The organism is Pseudomonas sp. LSJ-87 (genome assembly GCF_032971465.1).
Taxonomy (GTDB): Bacteria; Pseudomonadota; Gammaproteobacteria; order Pseudomonadales; family Pseudomonadaceae; genus Aquipseudomonas; species Aquipseudomonas putida_Z.
In genome coordinates this window covers 42,325-62,058 of the sequence record NZ_JAWJYQ010000012.1, presented here as the reverse complement: position 1 = coordinate 62,058, position 19,734 = coordinate 42,325, and the positions used below count along the sequence as shown (strand labels likewise).

Annotated in this window: 17 protein-coding genes; 9 read left to right on the top strand and 8 right to left on the bottom strand. The window is 63.8% G+C overall.

Annotated features, from left to right (window positions below; all coding sequences use genetic code 11):
* The first annotated feature begins 1 nt into the window (after position 1).
* On the top strand, positions 2-1,087 hold the full coding sequence (locus RYH74_RS09195) for an extracellular solute-binding protein (protein WP_317409300.1): 1,086 nt from the start codon (positions 2-4) through the stop codon (positions 1,085-1,087).
* Between the two features lie 3 nt (positions 1,088-1,090).
* Entirely contained in the window at positions 1,091-2,200 is a 1,110-nt protein-coding gene (locus RYH74_RS09190; protein WP_317409299.1) for an agmatine deiminase family protein, read from the top strand.
* 117 nt (positions 2,201-2,317) lie between these two features.
* Here the strand turns inward: RYH74_RS09190 and RYH74_RS09185 are convergent, their stop codons facing one another.
* Positions 2,318-2,851: a cytochrome b/b6 domain-containing protein gene (locus RYH74_RS09185; RefSeq protein ID WP_075046368.1), complete on the bottom strand. Its 534-nt coding sequence runs from the start codon at positions 2,849-2,851 to the stop codon at positions 2,318-2,320.
* Positions 2,848-3,114 carry a PepSY domain-containing protein gene (locus RYH74_RS09180; RefSeq protein WP_025340633.1) on the bottom strand — a complete coding sequence of 89 codons (267 nt, stop codon included), beginning with the start codon at positions 3,112-3,114 and terminating at the stop codon, positions 2,848-2,850. Before RYH74_RS09180 ends, RYH74_RS09185 begins: the two co-directional genes overlap by 4 nt.
* 175 nt (positions 3,115-3,289) lie before the next feature.
* On the opposite strand from RYH74_RS09180, the gene RYH74_RS09175 reads away from it, so the two are divergent.
* Positions 3,290-4,468, top strand: coding sequence for an acetyl-CoA C-acetyltransferase (locus RYH74_RS09175; protein WP_238066925.1), 1,179 nt, complete (start codon positions 3,290-3,292; stop codon positions 4,466-4,468).
* Positions 4,469-4,603: 135 nt separating this feature from the next.
* Here RYH74_RS09175 and metE read toward each other — a convergent pair whose 3' ends face one another.
* Entirely contained in the window at positions 4,604-6,895 is a 2,292-nt protein-coding gene (metE, locus tag RYH74_RS09170; RefSeq protein WP_317409297.1) for a 5-methyltetrahydropteroyltriglutamate--homocysteine S-methyltransferase, read from the bottom strand.
* Between the two features lie 315 nt (positions 6,896-7,210).
* Between metE and RYH74_RS09165 the strand changes: the two genes are divergently transcribed.
* The gene (locus RYH74_RS09165; RefSeq protein ID WP_317409296.1) at positions 7,211-8,698 is read left to right on the top strand and encodes a methylenetetrahydrofolate reductase C-terminal domain-containing protein; all 1,488 of its coding nucleotides are present in this window, start codon (positions 7,211-7,213) and stop codon (positions 8,696-8,698) included.
* Here the strand turns inward: RYH74_RS09165 and yjiA are convergent.
* The 3 genes from yjiA to RYH74_RS09150 all read right to left on the bottom strand — a co-directional run bounded on the left by yjiA (position 8,658) and on the right by RYH74_RS09150 (position 12,059).
* The gene (yjiA, locus tag RYH74_RS09160) at positions 8,658-9,635 is read right to left on the bottom strand and encodes a GTPase (protein ID WP_084785352.1); all 978 of its coding nucleotides are present in this window, start codon (positions 9,633-9,635) and stop codon (positions 8,658-8,660) included. The two genes, RYH74_RS09165 and yjiA, sit on opposite strands and share 41 nt — an antisense overlap.
* Positions 9,636-9,781: 146 nt before the next feature.
* Entirely contained in the window at positions 9,782-9,979 is a 198-nt protein-coding gene (locus tag RYH74_RS09155) for a YbdD/YjiX family protein (protein WP_286100568.1), read from the bottom strand.
* A 13-nt stretch (positions 9,980-9,992) separates the two neighbouring features.
* Positions 9,993-12,059, bottom strand: coding sequence for a carbon starvation CstA family protein (locus tag RYH74_RS09150; RefSeq protein WP_024087740.1), 2,067 nt, complete (start codon positions 12,057-12,059; stop codon positions 9,993-9,995).
* Positions 12,060-12,237: 178 nt separating this feature from the next.
* Between RYH74_RS09150 and RYH74_RS09145 the strand changes: the two genes are divergently transcribed.
* Both RYH74_RS09145 and RYH74_RS09140 read left to right on the top strand, forming a co-directional pair.
* The gene (locus RYH74_RS09145; protein ID WP_075046373.1) at positions 12,238-12,603 is read left to right on the top strand and encodes a PilZ domain-containing protein; all 366 of its coding nucleotides are present in this window, start codon (positions 12,238-12,240) and stop codon (positions 12,601-12,603) included.
* A gap of 263 nt (positions 12,604-12,866) precedes the next feature.
* Positions 12,867-14,384: a nucleobase:cation symporter-2 family protein gene (locus RYH74_RS09140; RefSeq protein WP_075046374.1), complete on the top strand. Its 1,518-nt coding sequence runs from the start codon at positions 12,867-12,869 to the stop codon at positions 14,382-14,384.
* A gap of 176 nt (positions 14,385-14,560) precedes the next feature.
* On the opposite strand, the gene radA is transcribed toward RYH74_RS09140, so the two are convergent.
* On the bottom strand, positions 14,561-15,931 hold the full coding sequence (gene radA, locus RYH74_RS09135; RefSeq protein ID WP_003251626.1) for a DNA repair protein RadA: 1,371 nt from the start codon (positions 15,929-15,931) through the stop codon (positions 14,561-14,563).
* Between the two features lie 177 nt (positions 15,932-16,108).
* Here radA and mscL point away from each other — a divergent pair, with 177 nt between their 5' ends.
* On the top strand, positions 16,109-16,528 hold the full coding sequence (mscL, locus tag RYH74_RS09130; protein ID WP_025340640.1) for a large-conductance mechanosensitive channel protein MscL: 420 nt from the start codon (positions 16,109-16,111) through the stop codon (positions 16,526-16,528).
* A gap of 211 nt (positions 16,529-16,739) precedes the next feature.
* On the opposite strand, the gene RYH74_RS09125 is transcribed toward mscL, so the two are convergent.
* Positions 16,740-17,516: a ferredoxin--NADP reductase gene (locus RYH74_RS09125; RefSeq protein WP_286100569.1), complete on the bottom strand. Its 777-nt coding sequence runs from the start codon at positions 17,514-17,516 to the stop codon at positions 16,740-16,742.
* 212 nt (positions 17,517-17,728) lie between these two features.
* Between RYH74_RS09125 and RYH74_RS09120 the strand changes: the two genes are divergently transcribed.
* A complete protein-coding gene (locus tag RYH74_RS09120; protein WP_075046376.1) occupies positions 17,729-18,436 on the top strand; it encodes an autoinducer binding domain-containing protein in 708 nt (235 codons plus the stop codon).
* A 96-nt stretch (positions 18,437-18,532) separates the two neighbouring features.
* Positions 18,533-19,657, top strand: a complete 1,125-nt coding sequence (locus tag RYH74_RS09115) for a methyltransferase (RefSeq protein WP_317409295.1) — start codon at positions 18,533-18,535, stop codon at positions 19,655-19,657.
* Positions 19,658-19,734 lie beyond the last annotated feature (77 nt).

Genomic DNA, 19,734 nt, shown 5'->3' with positions numbered 1-19,734 from the left:
CATGAAACGCCACATTCTGGCCGCCTTGGCGCTGGCCGTCTGCGCCTGCCAGGCTCAGGCCGAGCAGCCCGTGCTGCGCCTGTACAACTGGGCCGACTATTTTGCCGAGGACACCCTCAAGCAGTTCACGGCCGAAACCGGCATCCAGGTGATCTACGACGTGATGGATGGCAGCGAAGTGCTCGAGGCCAAGCTGATGTCCGGGCGCAGTGGCTACGACCTGGTCTTCCCCGGTGATACCGTTGCCGAGCGCCTGATGCGCGCCGGCAGCCTGCAGCCACTGGACCACAGCCGCCTGGAGGCCCTGGACGACATCGAGCCCGGGCTGCGTCAGCTGCACGCCCGGTACCCCAAGGCCAGCCAGGCGACCGTGCCCTACACCTGGGGCACCATCGGCCTGACGGTGAATGCCGACAAAGTCCGCCAGCGCATGCCCGATGCACCGCTGGACAACCTCGACCTGCTGTTCAAGCCGGAGCTGGCCGCCAGATTCGCCGACTGCGGTATTTCAGTCATCGATTCGCCCGACGAAGTGCTGGCAGTGGTCCTCAACTACCTGGGCCGCGAGCCACGCAGTGCCAAACGCGAAGACCTGGCCGCAGCCAGCGAACTGCTCAAGGCGATTCGCCCGTACGTGCGCAAGTTCCAGTCGCAACCAGTGACCGAACTGGTCAACGAGAACCTGTGCCTGTCACTGGGCTACAGTGGCGACGTGATCCAGGCGCAGCGTACCGCCGACGCCGCGGGCAAGCATCTCGACTTCCAGTACCGCGTGCCGCGCCAAGGCACCACGGTATGGATGGATACCATGGCCATCCCGGCCGATGCCAAGCACCCGGAATACGCCTATCGTTTCATCAACTTCGTCATGCGCCCGGCGAACATGGCGGCCATCAGCAACTTCACCGGTTACCCTACCGCCAGCGCCAAGGCACGCCAGGCAGTGGACCCGCGCATGCGCGACAACCCTGATATCTACCTCGACCAAGCCACCTATGCCCGGCTGATCCCGGGCCGCGATATCCCACAGGCCGACATGCGTGCACGCATGCGCGTGTGGACCCGCTTCAAGACTGCACAGGACTGAGCCATGCCAAGCCGTAGAACCTTCCTGCAACTTTCGCTGGCCGCCGGCCTCGGTGCCAGCCTCGGCCTGCCGCTGGGCCTGGCCCGCGCCGAAGAACCGGTGCGCTGGTTCATGCCGGACGAAGGCGAGCCGCAGCAACGCGCATTCATCGCCTTCGGCGCCCAGGATGCGATCTGGGAGGACTTCACCGCCGATGTGCAGGCCGCCCTCGGTCGCATCGCCCAGGCCATCGCGCGCTATCAGCCAGTGACGGTGTTCTGCCGGGCCAGCGAGCGCGAGCTGGCCGAGCAACACTGTGCCAGCCAGCGCACAAGTTTCGTCGAGTGCGAGCTGGACGACATCTGGATGCGCGACATCGGCGCCAACTTCGTCGTCGATGATGACGGAGCCCTGGCGGCGGTGGACTTCAACTTCAATGGCTGGGGCAACAAGCAACGTCACCTCAACGATGCCCAACTGGCCAGGCGCGTAACCACGCTGGCTGGCGCCCGCTACCAGCGCAGCGACCTGGTGGGTGAAGGCGGCGCCATAGAGGTGGACGGCCACGGCACGGGCATCATGACCGAGAGCAGCTGGGTCAACGCCAACCGCAACAAGGGCTGGAGCAAGGCCGAGGTCGAGGCGGAGCTCAAGGAGCGCCTGGGGCTGAGCAAGATCATCTGGCTACCGGGCATCGCCGGCCAGGACATCACCGACGGGCACGTGGACTTTTATGCCCGCTTCGTCAGGCCGGGGGTGGTGATTGCCAACCTGGATAACGACCCGGACTCGTATGACTACGCCGTGACGCGCAAGCATCTGGAGATCCTCAAGCGGGCCACCGATGCCGAGGGCCGCAGGTTGCAGGTGCATGTCGTGTCGCCGCCGCTGCACGGGCGGCGCAACAGGTTCAGCAAAGGCAATGACGACTTTGCCGCTGGGTACATCAACTACTTCGTGATCAATGGCGCGATCATTGCGCCACAGTTTGGCGATGGGGCAGCGGACGAGAAAGCGCGGGGGCTGCTGGCGGCGTTGTATCCGGGGCGGGATATCGTGCAGCTGGATATCGATGCCATTGCTGCGGGGGGCGGGGGGATTCACTGTGTGACCCATCAGTGCCCGGCTGTGTAGCAGAGTTGCCTGTGCTGGCCTCTTCGCGGGTAAACCCGCTCCCACAGGTACTGCGCAAACCTTGAGTTTTGTACAGTCCCTGTGGGAGCGGGCTTGCCCGCGAAGAGGCCGCCACAGTCAATCGCGGTGCCGACGGCGCCCCGTGATCATCGACCACGGCAGGTTTTCCCGCATGCGCACGCTCTCGTAGATGGCCGCCAGCACATGCACGCAAACCAGCACCAGCAGCGCGTTGGCCAGCCAGCTGTGCAGGTCCATCGGCCAGTCGACACCAAACAGCGCGTCCACCTCCTGCGACGCCCACCCGGTAAGGCCCAGACCGGCAATGCAGGTCAGCATCAGCACCATCACCAGGGCGCCAATCGGCGAATGCCCCATGTGATGGTCAAGCTCCCCATGCAGCAGCGCCCGGGCATGCCCGACCAGGCTTGCCGGGGTTGGCCAGAAGTCGGCCCAACGCGCGCTGCGTGGCCCGACAAAGCCCCAGATCACACGCACCACCACAACGGCCAGTGCGTAGTAACCCAGCCACTGGTGCCAGTCTTCACCCTCTTCGTTGAAGAAGTAGTTGGCGAAGAACACCACGGCGATCGACCAGTGACACAGCCGCAGCAGGGGGTCCCACAGCTGTACCGTGCCGTCGCTGTTCAATCGTGGTACTCGGTCTTGACTGCCTTGCCCGTCACTGGGTCATGGTAGATCTCGACCTTCTTGCCATCCTTGTCGAAACCGTAGATCTCGTAGCAGTTACCCTTGGTGACCTTGAACTTGTTGATCTTGTAGCCCTGCTCCTTGAGCTGCGCCTGGAATTTTTCCTGATCCTGCCAGGTGCTTTTGTCAGCGGTGGTGCATTCGGTTGCGGCGAATGCAGTGCTGCTGGCGATCAAGAGGGTCATGGCGATCAATGTACGCATGGGCATGAACTCCATTCAGATGAGTGTAAAAGCGCATCCCTCAGCATAGTTCTGCATGCCGCTTTACGCTCATTCATTTGCTTTACACATCAATCGCAAAGAAAAACAAACTTAACAAATGAGCCAAAGCCACCGATGCTTGAGGCACTACGCCCATCGCACGGAGAACAACAACATGAACGACGTGGTCATCGTCGCCGCAACCCGCACCGCCATCGGCAGCTTCCAGGGCGCCTTGGCCACTGTGCCTGCAGTAGACCTGGGTGCCGCCGTGATCAAGCGCCTGCTGGAGCAGACCGGGCTGGCCCCGGAGCAGGTCGACGAAGTCATCCTCGGCCAAGTGCTTACCGCCGGTGCCGGGCAGAACCCGGCACGCCAGGCCGCGATCAAGGCCGGCCTGCCCTTCAGCGTACCGGCAATGACCCTGAACAAGGTTTGCGGCTCGGGCCTGAAGGCACTGCACCTGGCCGCTCAGGCCATCCGTTGCGGTGACGCCGAGGTAGTCATCGCCGGCGGCCAGGAGAACATGAGCCTTGCCCCCTACGTGATGCCGTCGGCCCGCACCGGCCAGCGCATGGGCCATGGCCAGCTGATCGACAGTATGATCACCGACGGCCTGTGGGATGCCTTCAACGACTACCACATGGGTATCACTGCCGAAAACCTGGTGGACCAGTACGGCCTCAGCCGTGAGCAGCAGGATGCCTTTGCCGCCGAGTCGCAGCGCAAGGCGGTAGCGGCGATGGAGGCCGGCCGCTTCGATGATGAAATCACCCCGATCGTGCTGCCGCAGAAAAAGGGAGAACCCAAGGTGTTCGCGCGGGACGAGCAGCCACGCCCGGACACCACCGCCGAATCCCTGGGCAAACTGCGCCCGGCGTTCAAGAAGGATGGCAGCGTCACCGCCGGCAACGCCTCGAGCCTGAATGACGGCGCCGCCGCCGTGCTGCTGATGAGCGCCGCCAAGGCCAAGGCCCTGGGCCTGCCGGTGCTGGCCAGGATCGCGGCTTATGCCAGTGCTGGTGTAGACCCGGCGATCATGGGCATCGGCCCGGTTTCGGCCACCCAGCGCTGCCTGGACAAGGCCGGCTGGCAATTGGCTGAACTGGACCTGATCGAAGCCAACGAAGCCTTTGCCGCGCAGGCGCTAGCCGTGGGCAAGGCGCTGGAATGGGATGCCGCGCGGGTCAACGTGAATGGCGGGGCGATTGCCCTTGGCCACCCGATTGGTGCGTCCGGGTGCCGGGTGCTGGTGACCCTGCTGCACGAGATGATCAAGCGGGACGCCAGGAAAGGCCTGGCAACCCTGTGCATTGGTGGCGGGCAAGGCGTGGCCTTGGCAATCGAGCGTTGATCTCGGGCTGATTCAAGCAGGCCCGGCCTCTTCGCGGGCTTGCCCGCTCCCACAGGGCCCCACTGAGGCTGAATCCAGTGGGGGCCCTGTGGGAGCGGGTTTACCCGCGAAAGGGCCGGTACAGGCAGCGAAAAATCAGGCAGTGGCACGCAGCTCGCGGGCAGCTGCGACCATGTTCACCAGCGCTGCCTCGGTCTCCGGCCAGCCACGGGTCTTCAGCCCGCAATCCGGGTTGACCCACAGGCGCTCGGCCGGGATACGCCGGGCAGCCTTGCGCAGCAGCTTGACCATTTCCTCACGGGTCGGCACCCGTGGCGAGTGAATGTCATACACACCCGGACCGATCTCGTTGGGGTAGGCGAACCGCTCGAAGGCCGCCAGCAGCTCCATGTCGGACCGCGAGGTCTCGATGGTGATCACGTCGGCATCCATCGCCGCGATCGACTCGATCACGTCGTTGAACTCGCTGTAGCACATGTGGGTGTGGATCTGGGTTTCGTCACGCACCCCCGAGGCACACAGGCGGAAGGCCTCGGTGGCCCACTCCAGGTAATGGGCCCAGGCGCCGTGGCGCAGCGGCAGGCCTTCACGGAAGGCCGCTTCGTCGATCTGCACGATCCTGATACCCGCTGCTTCCAGGTCGACCACTTCGTCGCGGATCGCCAGCGCCAGTTGGCGCGCCTGCACTTCGCGGCTCACGTCTTCACGCGGGAACGACCACATCAGCATGGTCACCGGGCCGGTCAGCATGCCCTTCATCACCTTGCTGGTCAGGCCCTGGGCGTACTTTATCCATTCCACGGTCATGGCCTTCGGCCGGCTCAGGTCGCCAACGATCACCGCAGGCTTCACGCAGCGCGAACCATAGCTCTGCACCCAGCCGAAGCGGGTGAACACATAGCCATCGATCTGCTCGGCGAAGTACTCGACCATGTCGTTGCGCTCAGCCTCGCCGTGCACCAGCACATCCAGGCCCAGGTCCTCCTGGGTTTTCACCGCATGGCGGATCTCGCTGTGCATGGCCTCGACGTAATCGGCCTCGGTCAGCTTGCCCTGCCTGTAGGCCTGGCGTGCCAGGCGAATCGCCGAGGTCTGCGGGAACGAACCGATGGTGGTGGTCGGGAACGCCGGCAGGTCGAGCCCCGCACGTTGCTTGACGATACGTTGGGCAAACGCCGACTGACGCTGGCTATCAGCGGGCTTGATGGCCGCCAGGCGGGCCTGCACGGCCGGCTTGTGAATACGCGGCGAAGCGGCGCGGCTGGCCTGCACAGCCTGGCTCTGGGCCAATGCGGCGGCCACGTCGTCGGCTTGTGGGGCATTGATGGCCTTGGCCAGCAGCGCTACTTCCTGGCATTTCTGCACGGCGAAGGCAAGCCAGCTGTGCAGTTCGGCATCGAGCTGGTCTTCACGGTCCAGGTCCACCGGGCTGTGCAGCAGCGAGCAGGATGGCGCCACCCACAGCCGCTCACCCAGGCGCTCATGGGCATGGCGCAGTACCTCCAGCGCCGTTTCCAGGTCGCAGCGCCAGACGTTGCGGCCGTTGACCAGGCCCAGCGACAGCACCTTGTAGGCCGGCAGGCGGTCGAGGATGGTCGGGTACTGCTCAGGCGCACGTACCAGGTCGATGTGCAGGCCATCGACCGGCAGGTTGGCGGCCAGGCCCAGGTTGTCTTCCAGGCCGCCGAAGTAGGTGGCGATCAGCTTCTTCAGTGGCGCCCGCTGAAGGATGTTGTAGACGCGCTCGTAGGCATTCTTCCAGTCCTGAGGCAGGTCCAGGGCCAGGATCGGCTCATCGATCTGCACCCATTCCACGCCTTGGGCAGCCAGGCGGTTGAGGATCTGGTCATACAGCGGCAGCAGGCGGTCGAGCAGCTCCAGCTTGTCGAAATCGTCACCCTTGGCCTTGCCCAGCCACAGGTAGGTCAGCGGGCCGATAACCACCGGCTTGACCGCGTGGCCCAGGGCCTGGGCTTCTGCCACTTCTTCGAACAGCTGCTCCCAGCTCAGGGCGAACTGCTGGTCGGCGGTGAATTCGGGGACCAGGTAGTGGTAGTTGGTGTCGAACCACTTGGTCATTTCCTGGGCGTGCGCGCCGCCGCAGCAGCTGTCACCCACAGCGCCACGGGCCATGGCGAACAGGGTCTGCAGGGTGGGCCCGGCAGCGTCGTGGCTGCGAAAGCGCTGCGGGATCACGCCGAAGGTCAGCGAGTGGGTCAGCACCTGGTCGTACCAGGCGAAGTCGCCGACCGGCAGCAGTTCGATGCCGGCGTCTTTCTGCACCTGCCAGTGGCGGGCACGCAGCTCGCGGCCGACGGCACGCAGGCCGGCTTCGTCGAGTTCACCCTTCCAGAAGGCTTCCTGGGCCTTTTTCAGCTCGCGGTCGCGGCCGATACGTGGAAAGCCCAGGTTGTGTGCCAGTGCCATGTCTTGTCCCTCAGCATGCATAAATGAATGAGGGGATTTTCCGGGCGCTGGCATCTTGAGACAAACTCATTAAATTTGAGATGAACTCAAGGTTTTCTCATGTTCATGTTGTTGTGCTGCCTGTGCCGGCCCTTTCGCGGCTAAAGCCGCTCCTACAGGTACCGCGCCACCCTGTGGGAGCGGCTTTAGCCGCGAAAGGGCCGGCACAGGCAAACCCGGATGTCTCATTCAGAGCACCACCCTGCGCATCCGGACATGACCCCACCCGTCTTCTGCCGCACAATGCCACCCTGACCAAACCAGGTACCCGGCCCCATGAGCCTGCTGAAAACCGCGCTGCGCGAAAACACCTTCGTCTGCGTCATGGAGTTCGTTCCCAAGCCCTCCGCAGAACGCTTCGCCGCCATGGACGCGATCCTGGCCCGTGCGCACCTGTGTGGCTGGCCGATGACCGTGGCCATCGGCGACCGCGTCGGCAGCCCGCTGGACATGTCGCCACTGGACGCCCTCGCATCGTTCAGCAACCGGGTACCCGCCCTGCCGCACTTCTCCGGCAAGGACCGCGAACGCCACCACCTGCTCGCCCAACTGCAACGCATGGATGCCGCCGGCCTCGACCAGCTGTTGCTGCTCACCGGTGACCGCCTGCCGGGCCACCAGCCCGGCCAGCGGCCGGTGCGCTACCTGGAATCGGTCGCAGCCCTGCAGATCGCCCGCCAGGCCTGCCCGCACTGGCTGCTTGGCGCTGCGCTCAACCCGTTCAAGTACTGCGAGGAAGAAGGCGGCGCGCAATACTTCAAGGCCGAGAAAAAACTGGCGGCGGGCGCCGACTTCCTCACCCTGCAACTGGGTTTCGATGCCAGCAAACACCAGGAAGCCATGCACTGGATGAACCGCCAGGCCGCGCCCAGGCCGATGCTGGCCTGCCTGATGAGCCTCACCCACGGGCGTGCGACGATGCTCGAACACGTGGCCGGCGTGACCGTCACGCCGTCCATGCGCGACATGCTGGAAGCGGAAGCGGCGCAGTCCAAGGCCTTTGCCCAGGCGCGCAGCGTCGACCGCCTGGCCTTGCAGATCATCGGCGTGAAGCTGATGGGCTACGCCGGCGTGCATCTGTCGGGGGTTCACGAACTCAAGCAACTGCTGGCCCTGGAGGCACGCATCGAGCATTGGCAGGCGCAAATCCACACACTGGAACAATGGGAGCCGGCCTGGCAGGCCAGCTGGCAGATGCCCGGCCTGCCGGCAGTCAGCTTCCATCCGCCGCAGGCAAGCTGGCGCCAGGGCGAGTCACGGGTCGATGCCTCGTTCAAGGAGAAAGCGCGCTATCACCTGATGCACGGCATGCATTCGCTGCTGTTCAGCCGCCGCAATGGCCTGAGCAAGGCATTTGGCTGGGCCGTGCGCCAACCGATGTGGGCTACCCGCCTTGGCGCGCAGGTGCTGCACAAGGTGGAGCACGCGGTGAAGCACCCGCTGGTAGGCTGCGACACCTGCGGCCGCTGCCGCCTCGAAGACACCCTGTACATCTGCCCGGAAACCTGCCCCAAGGGCCTGGCCAACGGCCCCTGCGGCGGCACCGCGCTGAACCGCTGCGAGTTCGGCGACCGTGAGTGCATCCACAGCGTCAAGTACCGCACCGCCAAGGCGGTGCAGCAGACGGCGCTGCTGACCGAGCGCCTGATCCCGTGCATCGAACTCGAGACACGCCACCGCAGCTCATGGCCGCAGTGGTTCCAGGCCCAGACGCCGCGTCAGCTCAGCCCGCAGCCAGCGCCTCGAACCCAGCCCGAATCGTAGCTTCGGGCAGTTCGTCGGCGATGAACACCATCACGCTCTCGCGGGTTTCACCCTCGGCCCATTCGGCGTCCCAGTCGAAGCCATAGAGTTTGAGCACACCCTGGAACACCAGCTTGCGCGCTTCACCGGCAATGTTCAGCACGCCCTTGTAGCGCAGCAGCTGCTTGCCGTGGGTTTCCAGCAGTTCGTTCATGAAGTCGCTGAGGCGGTCGATGTCCAGCGCGCTTTCCGTGCGCAGCACCAAGGTGGAGATCCGGTCCGGAATAGCGGGCTTGAGCAGCGGGCGTAGCGCTGGCTTCAGGTTCGCGCCCAGATCGGGGTTGAGGTTGAAACCACGCACATCCAGCAACTCGGCCAGGTCGATGCGACCATGCTCGACCACGCGGATCGCAGCCCGGCCATTGATGCGGGCCAGGCGCTCGCGCAGGGCCTCGACCGCAGCGGGCTCGACCAGGTCGGTCTTGCTCAGCAGCAGGCGATCGGCAAAGCCGACCTGGGCCTGGGCGATGGTCTGGGTCAGGTGCAGCTCGGCGTGGGCGGCATCGACCAGGGTGATGATGCCGTCGAGGATGTAGCGCTCACGCAGCTCTTCGTCGATGAAGAAGGTCTGTGCCACTGGCGCCGGGTCGGCCAGGCCGGTGCATTCGATTACCAGGCGGTCGAAGGCGATCTCGCCGGCATCCAGGCGTTCGAGCAGCAGGTACAAGGCGCGGGTCAGGTCGCCGTGGATGCTGCAGCACACGCAGCCATTGGCCAGGGTCATCACCTGCACCGGCTCGTCGCCCAGCAGCTGGCTGTCGATGCCGGCCTCGCTGAATTCGTTTTCGATCACGGCGATCTTCAGGCCGTGCTCGGCCTTGAGCATGTGCTTGAGCAAGGTCGTCTTGCCGGCACCGAGGAAGCCAGTGAGTACGGTTACGGGAATAGGCGTCTGCACGCAGAACATCTCCTGTGCGGAAAAAACACTGGCCTCATCGCCGGCAAGCCAGCTCCCACAGGTACCGCACAGACCTTGAGGCCTGTGGAGTACCTGTGGGAGCCGGCTTGCCGGCGATGAGGCCGGGACAGGTTAACGCTTGAGGCTCAACAGCACTTGGGCCCGGACTTGCCGCCATAACGCGCTTCCTGGCGTTCGCGGAAGAACTCCTCGTACGTCATGACCGGCTTGTCCGGGTGCTTGGTCTGCATGTGCTCGACGTAGTTGTCGTAGTCGGGCATGCCGATCATCAGGCGGGCTGCCTGCCCCAGGTATTTACCCAGTCGACCCAGGTCGTTGAACATCGCAGCAGTCCTCTCAAGCGTCAGGCAGGGCCTGGAACGGGGTTTCCTTGTCGGTGCGCTCCTTGCGGCCGAGGGCGGCGAAACCGACCTTGACAGCGAAGAACAGCACGCTGAACACCACCACCAGGAACAGCACGGTCAGGCCGGCGTTGGTGTAGGCGTTGAAGATCACGTGCTGCATCTGCCCGATGTCCTTGGCCGGGGCCAGTACCTGGCCGGCGTCCAGCGCGGTGCTGTACTTCTTGGCCAGGGCCAGGAAGCCGACTGCCGGGTTCGGGTCGAACAGCTTGATCAAGCCTGCGGTGGTGGTGCAGATCAGCAGCCACACGGCCGGCAGCAGGGTGACCCAGACGTAGCGCTGACGCTTCATCTTGATCAGCACCACGGTGCCGAGCATCAGGGCGATACCGGCCAGCATCTGGTTGGAGATACCGAACAGCGGCCACAGGGTGTTGATGCCACCCAGCGGGTCGATCACGCCCTGGTACAGCAGGTAGCCCCACAGGGCCACGCAGCCGGCAGTACCGATCAGGTTGGCAGTCCACGACTCGGTGCGCTTGAGCGCCGGCACGAAGCTGCCCAGCAGGTCCTGCAGCATGAAGCGCCCGGCACGGGTGCCGGCGTCTACCGCGGTGAGGATGAACAGCGCCTCGAACAGGATCGCGAAGTGGTACCAGAAGGCCATGGTGTTTTCACCCGGCAGCACCTGGTGCAGGATCTGCGCGATACCCACGGCCAGGGTCGGCGCACCACCGGCACGGGCCAGCACGGTGTGCTCGCCAATGTCGCGGGCGGTGGCCTCGAGCTGCTCAGGGGTGATCAGGAAGCCCCAGCTGCTCACCGTTTGCGCAACCGACGCCACGTCTGCACCGACCACTGCGGCCGGGCTGTTCATGGCGAAGTACACGCCTGGCTCGATCACCGAGGCGGCGACCATGGCCATGATGGCAACGAACGATTCCATCAGCATGCCGCCGTAGCCGATGTAGCGGGCGTTGGTTTCGTTGTCCAGCAGCTTCGGCGTGGTCCCCGAGGAGATCAACGCGTGGAAGCCGGACACCGCGCCACAGGCAATGGTGATGAACAGGAACGGGAACAGGGTGCCCTTCCACACCGGGCCGGTGCCGTCGGTGAACTGGGTCAGCGCCGGCATCTTCAGCTCGGGCGCGATGATCAGGATACCGATGGCCAGGCCGACGATGGTGCCGATCTTGAGGAAGGTCGACAGGTAGTCACGTGGCGCCAGTACCAGCCATACCGGCAGTACCGCGGCGACAAAGCCATAGCCCACCAGCATCCAGGTGATCTGCACGCCGGTGAAGGTGAACGCCGGGCCCCAGGTCGGGTCTGCGGCAATCTGGCCCCCCAGCCAGATCGAAGCCAGCAGCAGCACCACGCCGATGACCGAGATCTCACCGATATGGCCCGGGCGGATGTAGCGCATGTAGATGCCCATGAACATCGCGATCGGGATGGTCGCCATCACCGTGAACATGCCCCACGGGCTTTCGGCCAGGGCCTTGACCACGATCAGCGCCAGCACCGCGAGGATGATGATCATGATCAGGAAGCAGCCGAACAGGGCGATGGTACCCGGGATGCGGCCCATCTCCTCGCGCACCATGTCGCCCAGCGAACGGCCGTTGCGGCGGGTGGACAGGAACAGGACCATGAAGTCCTGCACCGCACCAGCCAGCACCACGCCGGCGATCAGCCACAGCGTACCGGGCAGGTAGCCCATCTGCGCGGCGAGTACCGGGCCGACCAAGGGCCCTGCACCAGCGATGGCGGCGAAGTGGTGACCGAAGAGGATGTGTTTGTTGGTCGGGACGTAGTCCAGGCCGTCGTTGTTGAGCACCGCCGGGGTGGCACGGCGTGGGTCGAGCTGCATCACCTTGGTGGCGATGAACAGGCTGTAGTAGCGATAGGCGACCAGGTAGATGGCCACTGCCGCGACCACGATCCACAAGGCATTGATCGCCTCGCCGCGACGCAGGGCAACCACACCCAGCGCACAGGCTCCTATGACTGCCAGCGCCAACCACGGAATGTGGCGTAGCAGGCTATTATTGTTGTTCATGGTTTGCTTCCAGCTGGTGGATTGGAAAAGACCGCCCATCGAGTCTAGGGCGAGTCATCGCGCATTGCCACACTTGCTTTGGTCTAGAGCCTCTGCGGCCAGATTGCGGTACCTGATGTACATACCACTCTAACTATAGTCAGGATGTCACCTGAGGACCTATGCGAGGATCTACCCCATGAGCGATCACGACGAACGCCGCCGTTTCCAGCGCATCCAGTTCGACGCCCCGACAAAGCTGTGCCAGGGCGAACGTTGCTGGGAGGTGAAACTGCTCGATCTGTCCCTCAAAGGCCTGTTGGTCGAATGCCCCGAACCTTGGGATGCCGATCTGACCCAGGATTTCGAAGCGTACATCCTGCTCAACGACGAAGTGACCGAGGTACAGATGCAGGTCGAACTGCGCCACGAAGAACCCCACCGCCTGGGCTTCATCTGCCTGTACATCGACCTTGAGTCGATGAGCCATTTGCACCGTCTTGTGGAATTGAACGTGGCCGACAGCACCGAAATGATGCGTGAGCTGCGCGAACTCATCGAATAATGAAATCTCTTAGCTAGCTAATGGCTTCCCCACCTTGTGTTTCCTGTCTACCCAGACAGCTTTAAGCCTGGGTAGCAGCGTTTTGTACACACCCCTCTAGCACAGCCTCTGACGAGTTGGTACGCCTTCTGCATTGGGTTCTCGCACACCTTGCGGGCGCTCTTGTGCGCGCTCCGATCAAAATATTGTATACAATTCTTGTGGCAATCATTTGTAGGAAGTGTCTACAGTAGCACCACAACAATAAACAGAGAGCCTGCTCCATGACTACGTCCCCTAGCACGTCTCCCGCCAAGCGCCCCGAGGATGAAAACCTCGGCCTTGGTGCCAACCTGGCCTATGGTCTGCAGCATGTGCTGACCATGTACGGGGGGATCGTCGCGGTACCCCTGATCCTGGGGCAGGCCGCGGGCCTGAACGGTGCCGAAATCGGCATGCTGATCGCCGCTTCGTTGTTTGCCGGTGGCCTGGCCACCCTGCTGCAAACCCTCGGCCTGCCGTTCTTCGGCTGCCAGTTGCCGCTGGTGCAGGGCGTGTCGTTCGCCGGTGTGGCAACCATGGGTGCAATCCTCAGCAGCGAGGGCGGCGGTGGCCTGCCGGGCGTGCTCGGCGCGGTCATGGCGGCGTCGCTGATCGGCTTTCTGATCACCCCGGTGTTCTCGCGCATCACCAAGTTCTTCCCGCCGCTGGTAACCGGCATCGTCATCACCACCATCGGCCTGACCCTGATGCCCGTGGCCGCTCGCTGGGTGATGGGTGGCAACAGCGCCTCGCCGGAATTCGGCAGCGTGGCCAACATCGGCCTGGCAGCCCTGACCTTCGCCATCGTGCTGCTGCTGAGCAAGCTGGGCAGCGCGACGATCTCGCGCCTGTCGATCCTGCTGGCCATGGTGGTCGGCACCCTGATCGCCTGGGCGCTGGGCATGGCCGACTTCAGCAAGGTCACCGAGGGCCCGATGCTCGCCTTCCCCACGCCGTTCCATTTCGGCATGCCGGAATTCCACATCGCCGCGATCCTGTCGATGTGCATCGTGATCATGGTGACCCTGGTGGAAACCTCGGCCGACATCCTCGCCGTGGGTGAGATCATCGATACCAAGGTCGACTCAAAGCGCCTGGGCAACGGCCTGCGCGCCGACATGGCCTCGAGCATCCTGGCGCCGATCTTCGGCTCGTTCACCCAGAGCGCGTTCGCCCAGAACGTCGGCCTGGTAGCCGTGACCGGGGTCAAGAGCCGCTACGTGGTGGCCACAGGTGGCGTGATCCTGGTGGTGCTCGGCCTGCTGCCGATCATGGGCCGGGTGATTGCCGCAGTCCCTACTCCGGTACTGGGTGGCGCGGGCATCGTGCTGTTCGGCACCGTGGCGGCCAGCGGTATCCGCACCCTGTCCAAGGTCAGCTACAAGAACAACGTCAACCTGATCATCGTCGCCGCCTCGCTGGGCTTCGGCATGATCCCGATTGCCGCACCGACCTTCTACCACCACTTCCCGAACTGGTTCGAGACCATCTTCCACTCGGGCATCAGCTCGGCGGCGATCATGGCCATCCTGCTGAACCTGATCTTCAACCACTTCACCGCCGGCAACTCGGACCAGCAGTCGGTGTTTGCCGCCGCGTACGAGCGCACCATCCAGTACTCGGACATTTCAGCGCTGCGTGATGGCGACTACTTCAAGGATGGCAAGCTGTTCGATGCCGAGGGTAATGAAGTGCCGATGCTGGAACTGGACGAGCATGGCAATGAAACGGTCAGGCGCAGTGCGGTTGCCGAGCATTGACTGCTGACTGAGCGGTGAGGTGGGGGGCCGACGCGCATCGTCGGCCCCTTTTTCATTTTGCCTGTGCCGGCCCTTTCGCGGGTAAACCCGCTCCCACAGGGTTTGCGCAATCCTGAAGCTGATGCGGTACCTGTGGGAGCGGGTTTACCCGCGAAGAGGCCGGTACAGGCCACGAATTATTCGAACAGCGCATCCAGGGCCTGCTCCAGCCGGGTAACGGCAATCACCTGCAACCCTGCCGGAGCCTCTTTCGGCGCATTGCCCTTGGGCACGATGGCCCGCTTGAAACCATGCTTGGCGGCTTCCTTCAAACGCTCCTGGCCACTGGGCACCGGCCGCACCTCGCCCGACAGGCCGATCTCGCCAAACACCAGCAGGCCATGGGCCAGAGGCCGGTTGCGCAGACTGGACATCACCGCCGCCAGCAGCGCCAGGTCCGAGGCGGTTTCCAGCACCTTCACCCCGCCCACCACGTTGAGGAACACATCCTGGTCATGGGTGGGAATACCGCCGTGGCGGTGCAGCACTGCCAGCAACATGGCCAGGCGGTTCTGGTCCAGGCCCAGGGTCACCCGGCGCGGGTTGGCCAGGTGGCTGTCGTCGACCAGCGCCTGCACCTCCACCAGCATCGGCCGGGTGCCCTCCCAGGTCGCCATCACCACGCTGCCCGGTACTTCCTCCTGGGTGCGGTTGAGGAAGATCGCCGAGGGGTTGGACACCTCCTTCAGGCCGCGGTCGGTCATGCCGAACACACCCAGCTCGTTGACCGCGCCAAAGCGGTTCTTCACCGCCCGCAGCAGGCGCAGGCGGCCATCGGACTCGCCCTCGAAATACAGCACGGTGTCCACCATGTGCTCGAGTACCCGCGGGCCGGCCAGCGAGCCTTCCTTGGTCACGTGGCCGACCAGGAAGATCGCCGTGCCGCTCTGCTTGGCGTAGCGCACCAGCAACGCCGTGCTTTCGCGCACCTGGGCCACGCCGCCGGGTGCCGATTGCAGCTGCTCGGTGAAAATGGTCTGGATCGAGTCGATCACCATGACCCGCGGTTTCTCGACGCGGGCCGTGGCGATGATGGTCTCGATGCAGGTTTCGGTCATGACCTTGAGCTGGTCCTGGGGCAGGCCCAGGCGCCGGGAGCGCATGGCCACCTGCTGCTGCGACTCCTCGCCGGTGACATACAGCGCCGGCATGCCCACGGCAATGTTGCACAAGGTCTGCAGCAGGATGGTCGACTTGCCGATGCCGGGGTCACCACCGATCAACACCACCGAGCCATCCACCAGGCCACCGCCCAGCACGCGGTCCAGTTCGGTGCTGCTGGTGGTGAAGCGCGGGATTTCCTCGACGCTGACTTCAGCCAGGGTCTTGATCTGCGCCTGCTGCCCGGTCCAGCCGGCACGGCCGCTACTGGGTGCAGCTGCGCCGCCGCTTTCGATCATGGTCTCGACCAAGGTGTTCCAGGCGCCGCATTCGCCACACTGGCCGGCCCATTTGGGGAAGGTCGCACCGCACTCGGTGCAGCCATACAAGCGCTTGGCCTTGGCCATGGCTGGGGTCTCCTGGAAAAAAACCGCCATGATAGCCGAGCCGGACGTGCCTCGAACGCCTCGGGATGCGACAAAACTATTCGTTCTAACAGCAGTCTGTGGCCCTGAGCACAACGCATGAAGCGTTTGAGTGGCTTACACTGCGTAAACCTTACCTTTTGTTACAAGGAACCAAACATGGGCATGATCAGTGAATTCAAGGCCTTCGCGGTCAAAGGCAATGTCGTCGACATGGCGGTTGGTATCATCATCGGTGCGGCCTTCGGCAAGATCGTCTCGTCTTTCGTCGGTGACGTGGTCATGCCGCCACTGGGCCTGTTGATCGGTGGCGTGGACTTCAGCGACCTGGCAATTACTCTGAAGGCTGCCGAAGGTGACATTCCGGCCGTGGTGCTGGCGTATGGCAAGTTCATCCAGACCGTGATCGACTTCGTGATCGTGGCCTTTGCCATCTTCATGGGGGTGAAGGCGATCAACCAGCTCAAGCGTGAAGAGGCCGTGGCGCCGACTGCACCGCCTGTGCCGACTGCAGAAGAGACCTTGCTGACCGAGATCCGCGACTTGCTCAAGGCGCAGAACCAGAACCGCTTGCCCTGAGGCTGTATAGGGAACGCTGTGGGAGCGGCCTTGTGTCGCGAAAGGGCCGCAACGCGGCCCCAGGATTGATGCGCAACAGGGATATTTCTGGGGCTGCTTTGCAGCCCTTTCGCGACACAAGGCCGCTCCCACAGATACAGCGACAATTTCGAAATCAACGCTGTACCTGTGGGCTTGTGTCGCGATGGGCCGCAAAGCGGCCCCAACGGCCTTACCAGTAGTTCTCCACAGCCACCTGCCCCGGCCGCTTGCTCAGGCTCAATTGCAGGTCGCGCGCCTTCAGTACCTTGCGCGTTTCATCAATCATCTCCGGGTTGCCACACAGCATCACCCGCGAATGTTCCGGCGACAGCTCCAGCCCCGCCGCCTTCTCCAGCCCGCCATTCTCGATCAGCGTGGTAATCCGCTGGTTCAACGCCCCAGGGTGCGGTTCACGGGTCACCACCGGAATGAACTGCAACTTGCCGGCGAATTCGGCCAGGTAATCGCGCTGCTCCAGCCCGGCGATCTCATCCACATAGGCCAGCTCTTTAGCTTCGCGCACTGAGTACACCAGCTTGATGTTGTCGAAACGCTCCCAGGCCTCGAAGTCCTGCAGGATCGACATGAACGGCGCAATGCCAGTACCGGTCGCCAGCAACCACAGGTCGCGGCCACCAACGAAGCGGTCGAGGGTAAGGAAGCCGAAGGCCTGGCGGTCGATCAGCAGGGTATCGCCTGCCCCCAACCGGCTCAGCTCACTGGTGAACTCCCCACCTGGCACCACGATGGAGAAGAAGTCGAGGTGCTCGTCATGCGGCGCGCTGACCATGGAATAGGCGCGCCACACCACGCTGCCATCGGCCTTGGTCACGCCAAGGCGGGCAAACTGGCCGGAACGGAAGCGGAACCCCGCATCGCGCGTAACCCGCAGGCTGAAGAGGTTCGGCGTGAGTGGCTGAACATCGAGCAGGGTCTGGCGGGTGAACTTTTCGGCGCTAGCGGTCATATCGGGCTCCAGGTTTGGCGTGCGCACAGTGTCGCGCAAAGTGGCGCGGATAAAAACCACTGCTTTGTAGGGCCTCATCTGCGGCGATCCTGCCGAAGTCGCATCGTATCCTGACCGCTATAACAAAAAAATCTCAGCACATTGGTAGGTCTTTTCCTACAATCATGCGGGCACCCAAACGGACTGGACCTGAGGCTCAAGGAGTATTTCAGATGCGCCACTGGAAACCCGAGTATCTTCGTGCGTTCGCCGACGAACGCTGCCCACAGGAGCTGTTCGGCATGGCCGTGCATATGGCGCAGGATCTGGGCATGGAGTACCTGGGGCTGAACATTCGCATCCAGATCGCTACGCAAACACCCCATCTGTTCATGTACAGCAATTACCCCCAGGAATGGATCGAGCGCTACCAGCGCGATGACCTCTACAAGCAGGATTCAGCCGCCAATGCGAGCCACGGCTCGACCATGCCAGTGCTGTGGACCGATGATCTTTATCGCGAGGCTCCGCAATTTCGTAAAGCTGCCTGCCAGAGCGGTTTGCGCCATGGCTGGACGCAGTCATTGCACGACCAGCAGCACAACGAAAGCCAGATAAGCGTGGCCAGGTCCACCAAGCCCATCAGTATTGTCGAACTCTACAGAAAGGCCGGCAGTGTGCAGTGGCTGAGTCACACACTGCATGAGGTGATCAGCGCACATCACCTCACTGCACTATGCCCGCCGCAGCCGAAAATGAGCGAGCGGGAGCTGGAAGTGCTGAAATGGTCGGCCGCCGGCAAGACCGCCGCCGACGTTGCCTGCATCCTGTCACTGTCGCAAAGCACGGTAAACTTCCATATCCGCAGTGTCATCACCAAGACCAACGCCGCCAACAAGGCCGCCGCCATCGCCATCGCCGTCATGCGTGGCTGGATCTGACCTTCAAACCTGCGACCTTGGGCAAAGCCCTGTAGAATCGCCCGGCAAAGCCCGGGGCGAACCGCAACGGGCAGTTTCGTACCCGAGCCAGACGCCATGCCCCTGTTGACCACCCCCTACGCCGAACTCGACCTGATCCGCCAGCCGGAACAGGCCAACGACCCGCTGCAGGCTTTCGATGCCGCCGATGAGTACCTGCTTGCGCAGCTGCACGAACAGGCCCCAGGGGCCAACTGCCGGGTGCTGGTGCTCAATGACAGCTTCGGCGCCCTGGCCGCCAGCCTGGCGGGCAAGCTGCAGGTAGTCAGCAGTGGCGATTCGCACCTGGCGCACCTGGCCCTGGAAAAGAACCTGGCACGCAACGGCCTGCCATTTGACAGTGTGCCGTTCGTGCCGGCCAGCGAGCAGTGGCAAGGCCCGTTCGACCGGGTACTGGTGCGCGTGCCCAAGACCCTGGCCCTGCTCGAAGAACAACTGATCCGCCTGCAAGGTCACCTGGCGCCCGGTGCGCAGGTGATTGCAGGGGCGATGATCAAGCACCTGCCACGGGCGGCCGGTGACCTGATGGAGAAGTACATCGGCCCGGTGCAGGCCTCGCTGGCGCAGAAAAAGGCCCGCTTGCTGACCGCGACGGTGGCCGAACGGCCGGTCGCCCGCTCGCCCTACCCTAGCCGCTACCGCCTCGACGCGCCGGCGCTGGAGCTGCTCAACCACGCCAACGTGTTCTGCCGAGAGGGGCTGGATATCGGCACGCGGGCGTTCCTGCCGCACCTGCCCCGCGAACTGGGCCGCGCGCGGGTGGCGGACCTGGGCTGTGGCAACGGCGTGCTGGCGATCGCCAGCGCCCTGGCCAACCCGGATGCCCAGTACACCCTGGTCGACGAGTCGTACATGGCGGTGCAATCGGCGCGGGAGAACTGGCAGGCCGCGCTGGGCGAGCGCCCGGCGGTGTTCGAGGCAGCCGATGGGTTGGCGGGGGTAGAGAAGCAGTCGCTGGACGTGGTGCTGTGCAATCCGCCGTTCCACCAGCAGCAGGTGGTGGGCGATTTCCTCGCCTGGCGCATGTTCCAGCAGGCGCGTGAAGCGTTGGTGGTGGGCGGGGCGCTGTATATCGTGGGCAACCGACACCTGGGCTATCACAGCAAGCTGGCGCGGTTGTTCCGGGGGGTGGAGCAGGTGGCGGCAACGCCCAAGTTCGTTATCCTGAAAGCCCGCAAGTAAGCCTGTACCGGCCCTATCGCCGGCAAGCCAGCTCCCACAGGTACTCCACTGCATTCAAGGGCAGTGACTTACCTGTG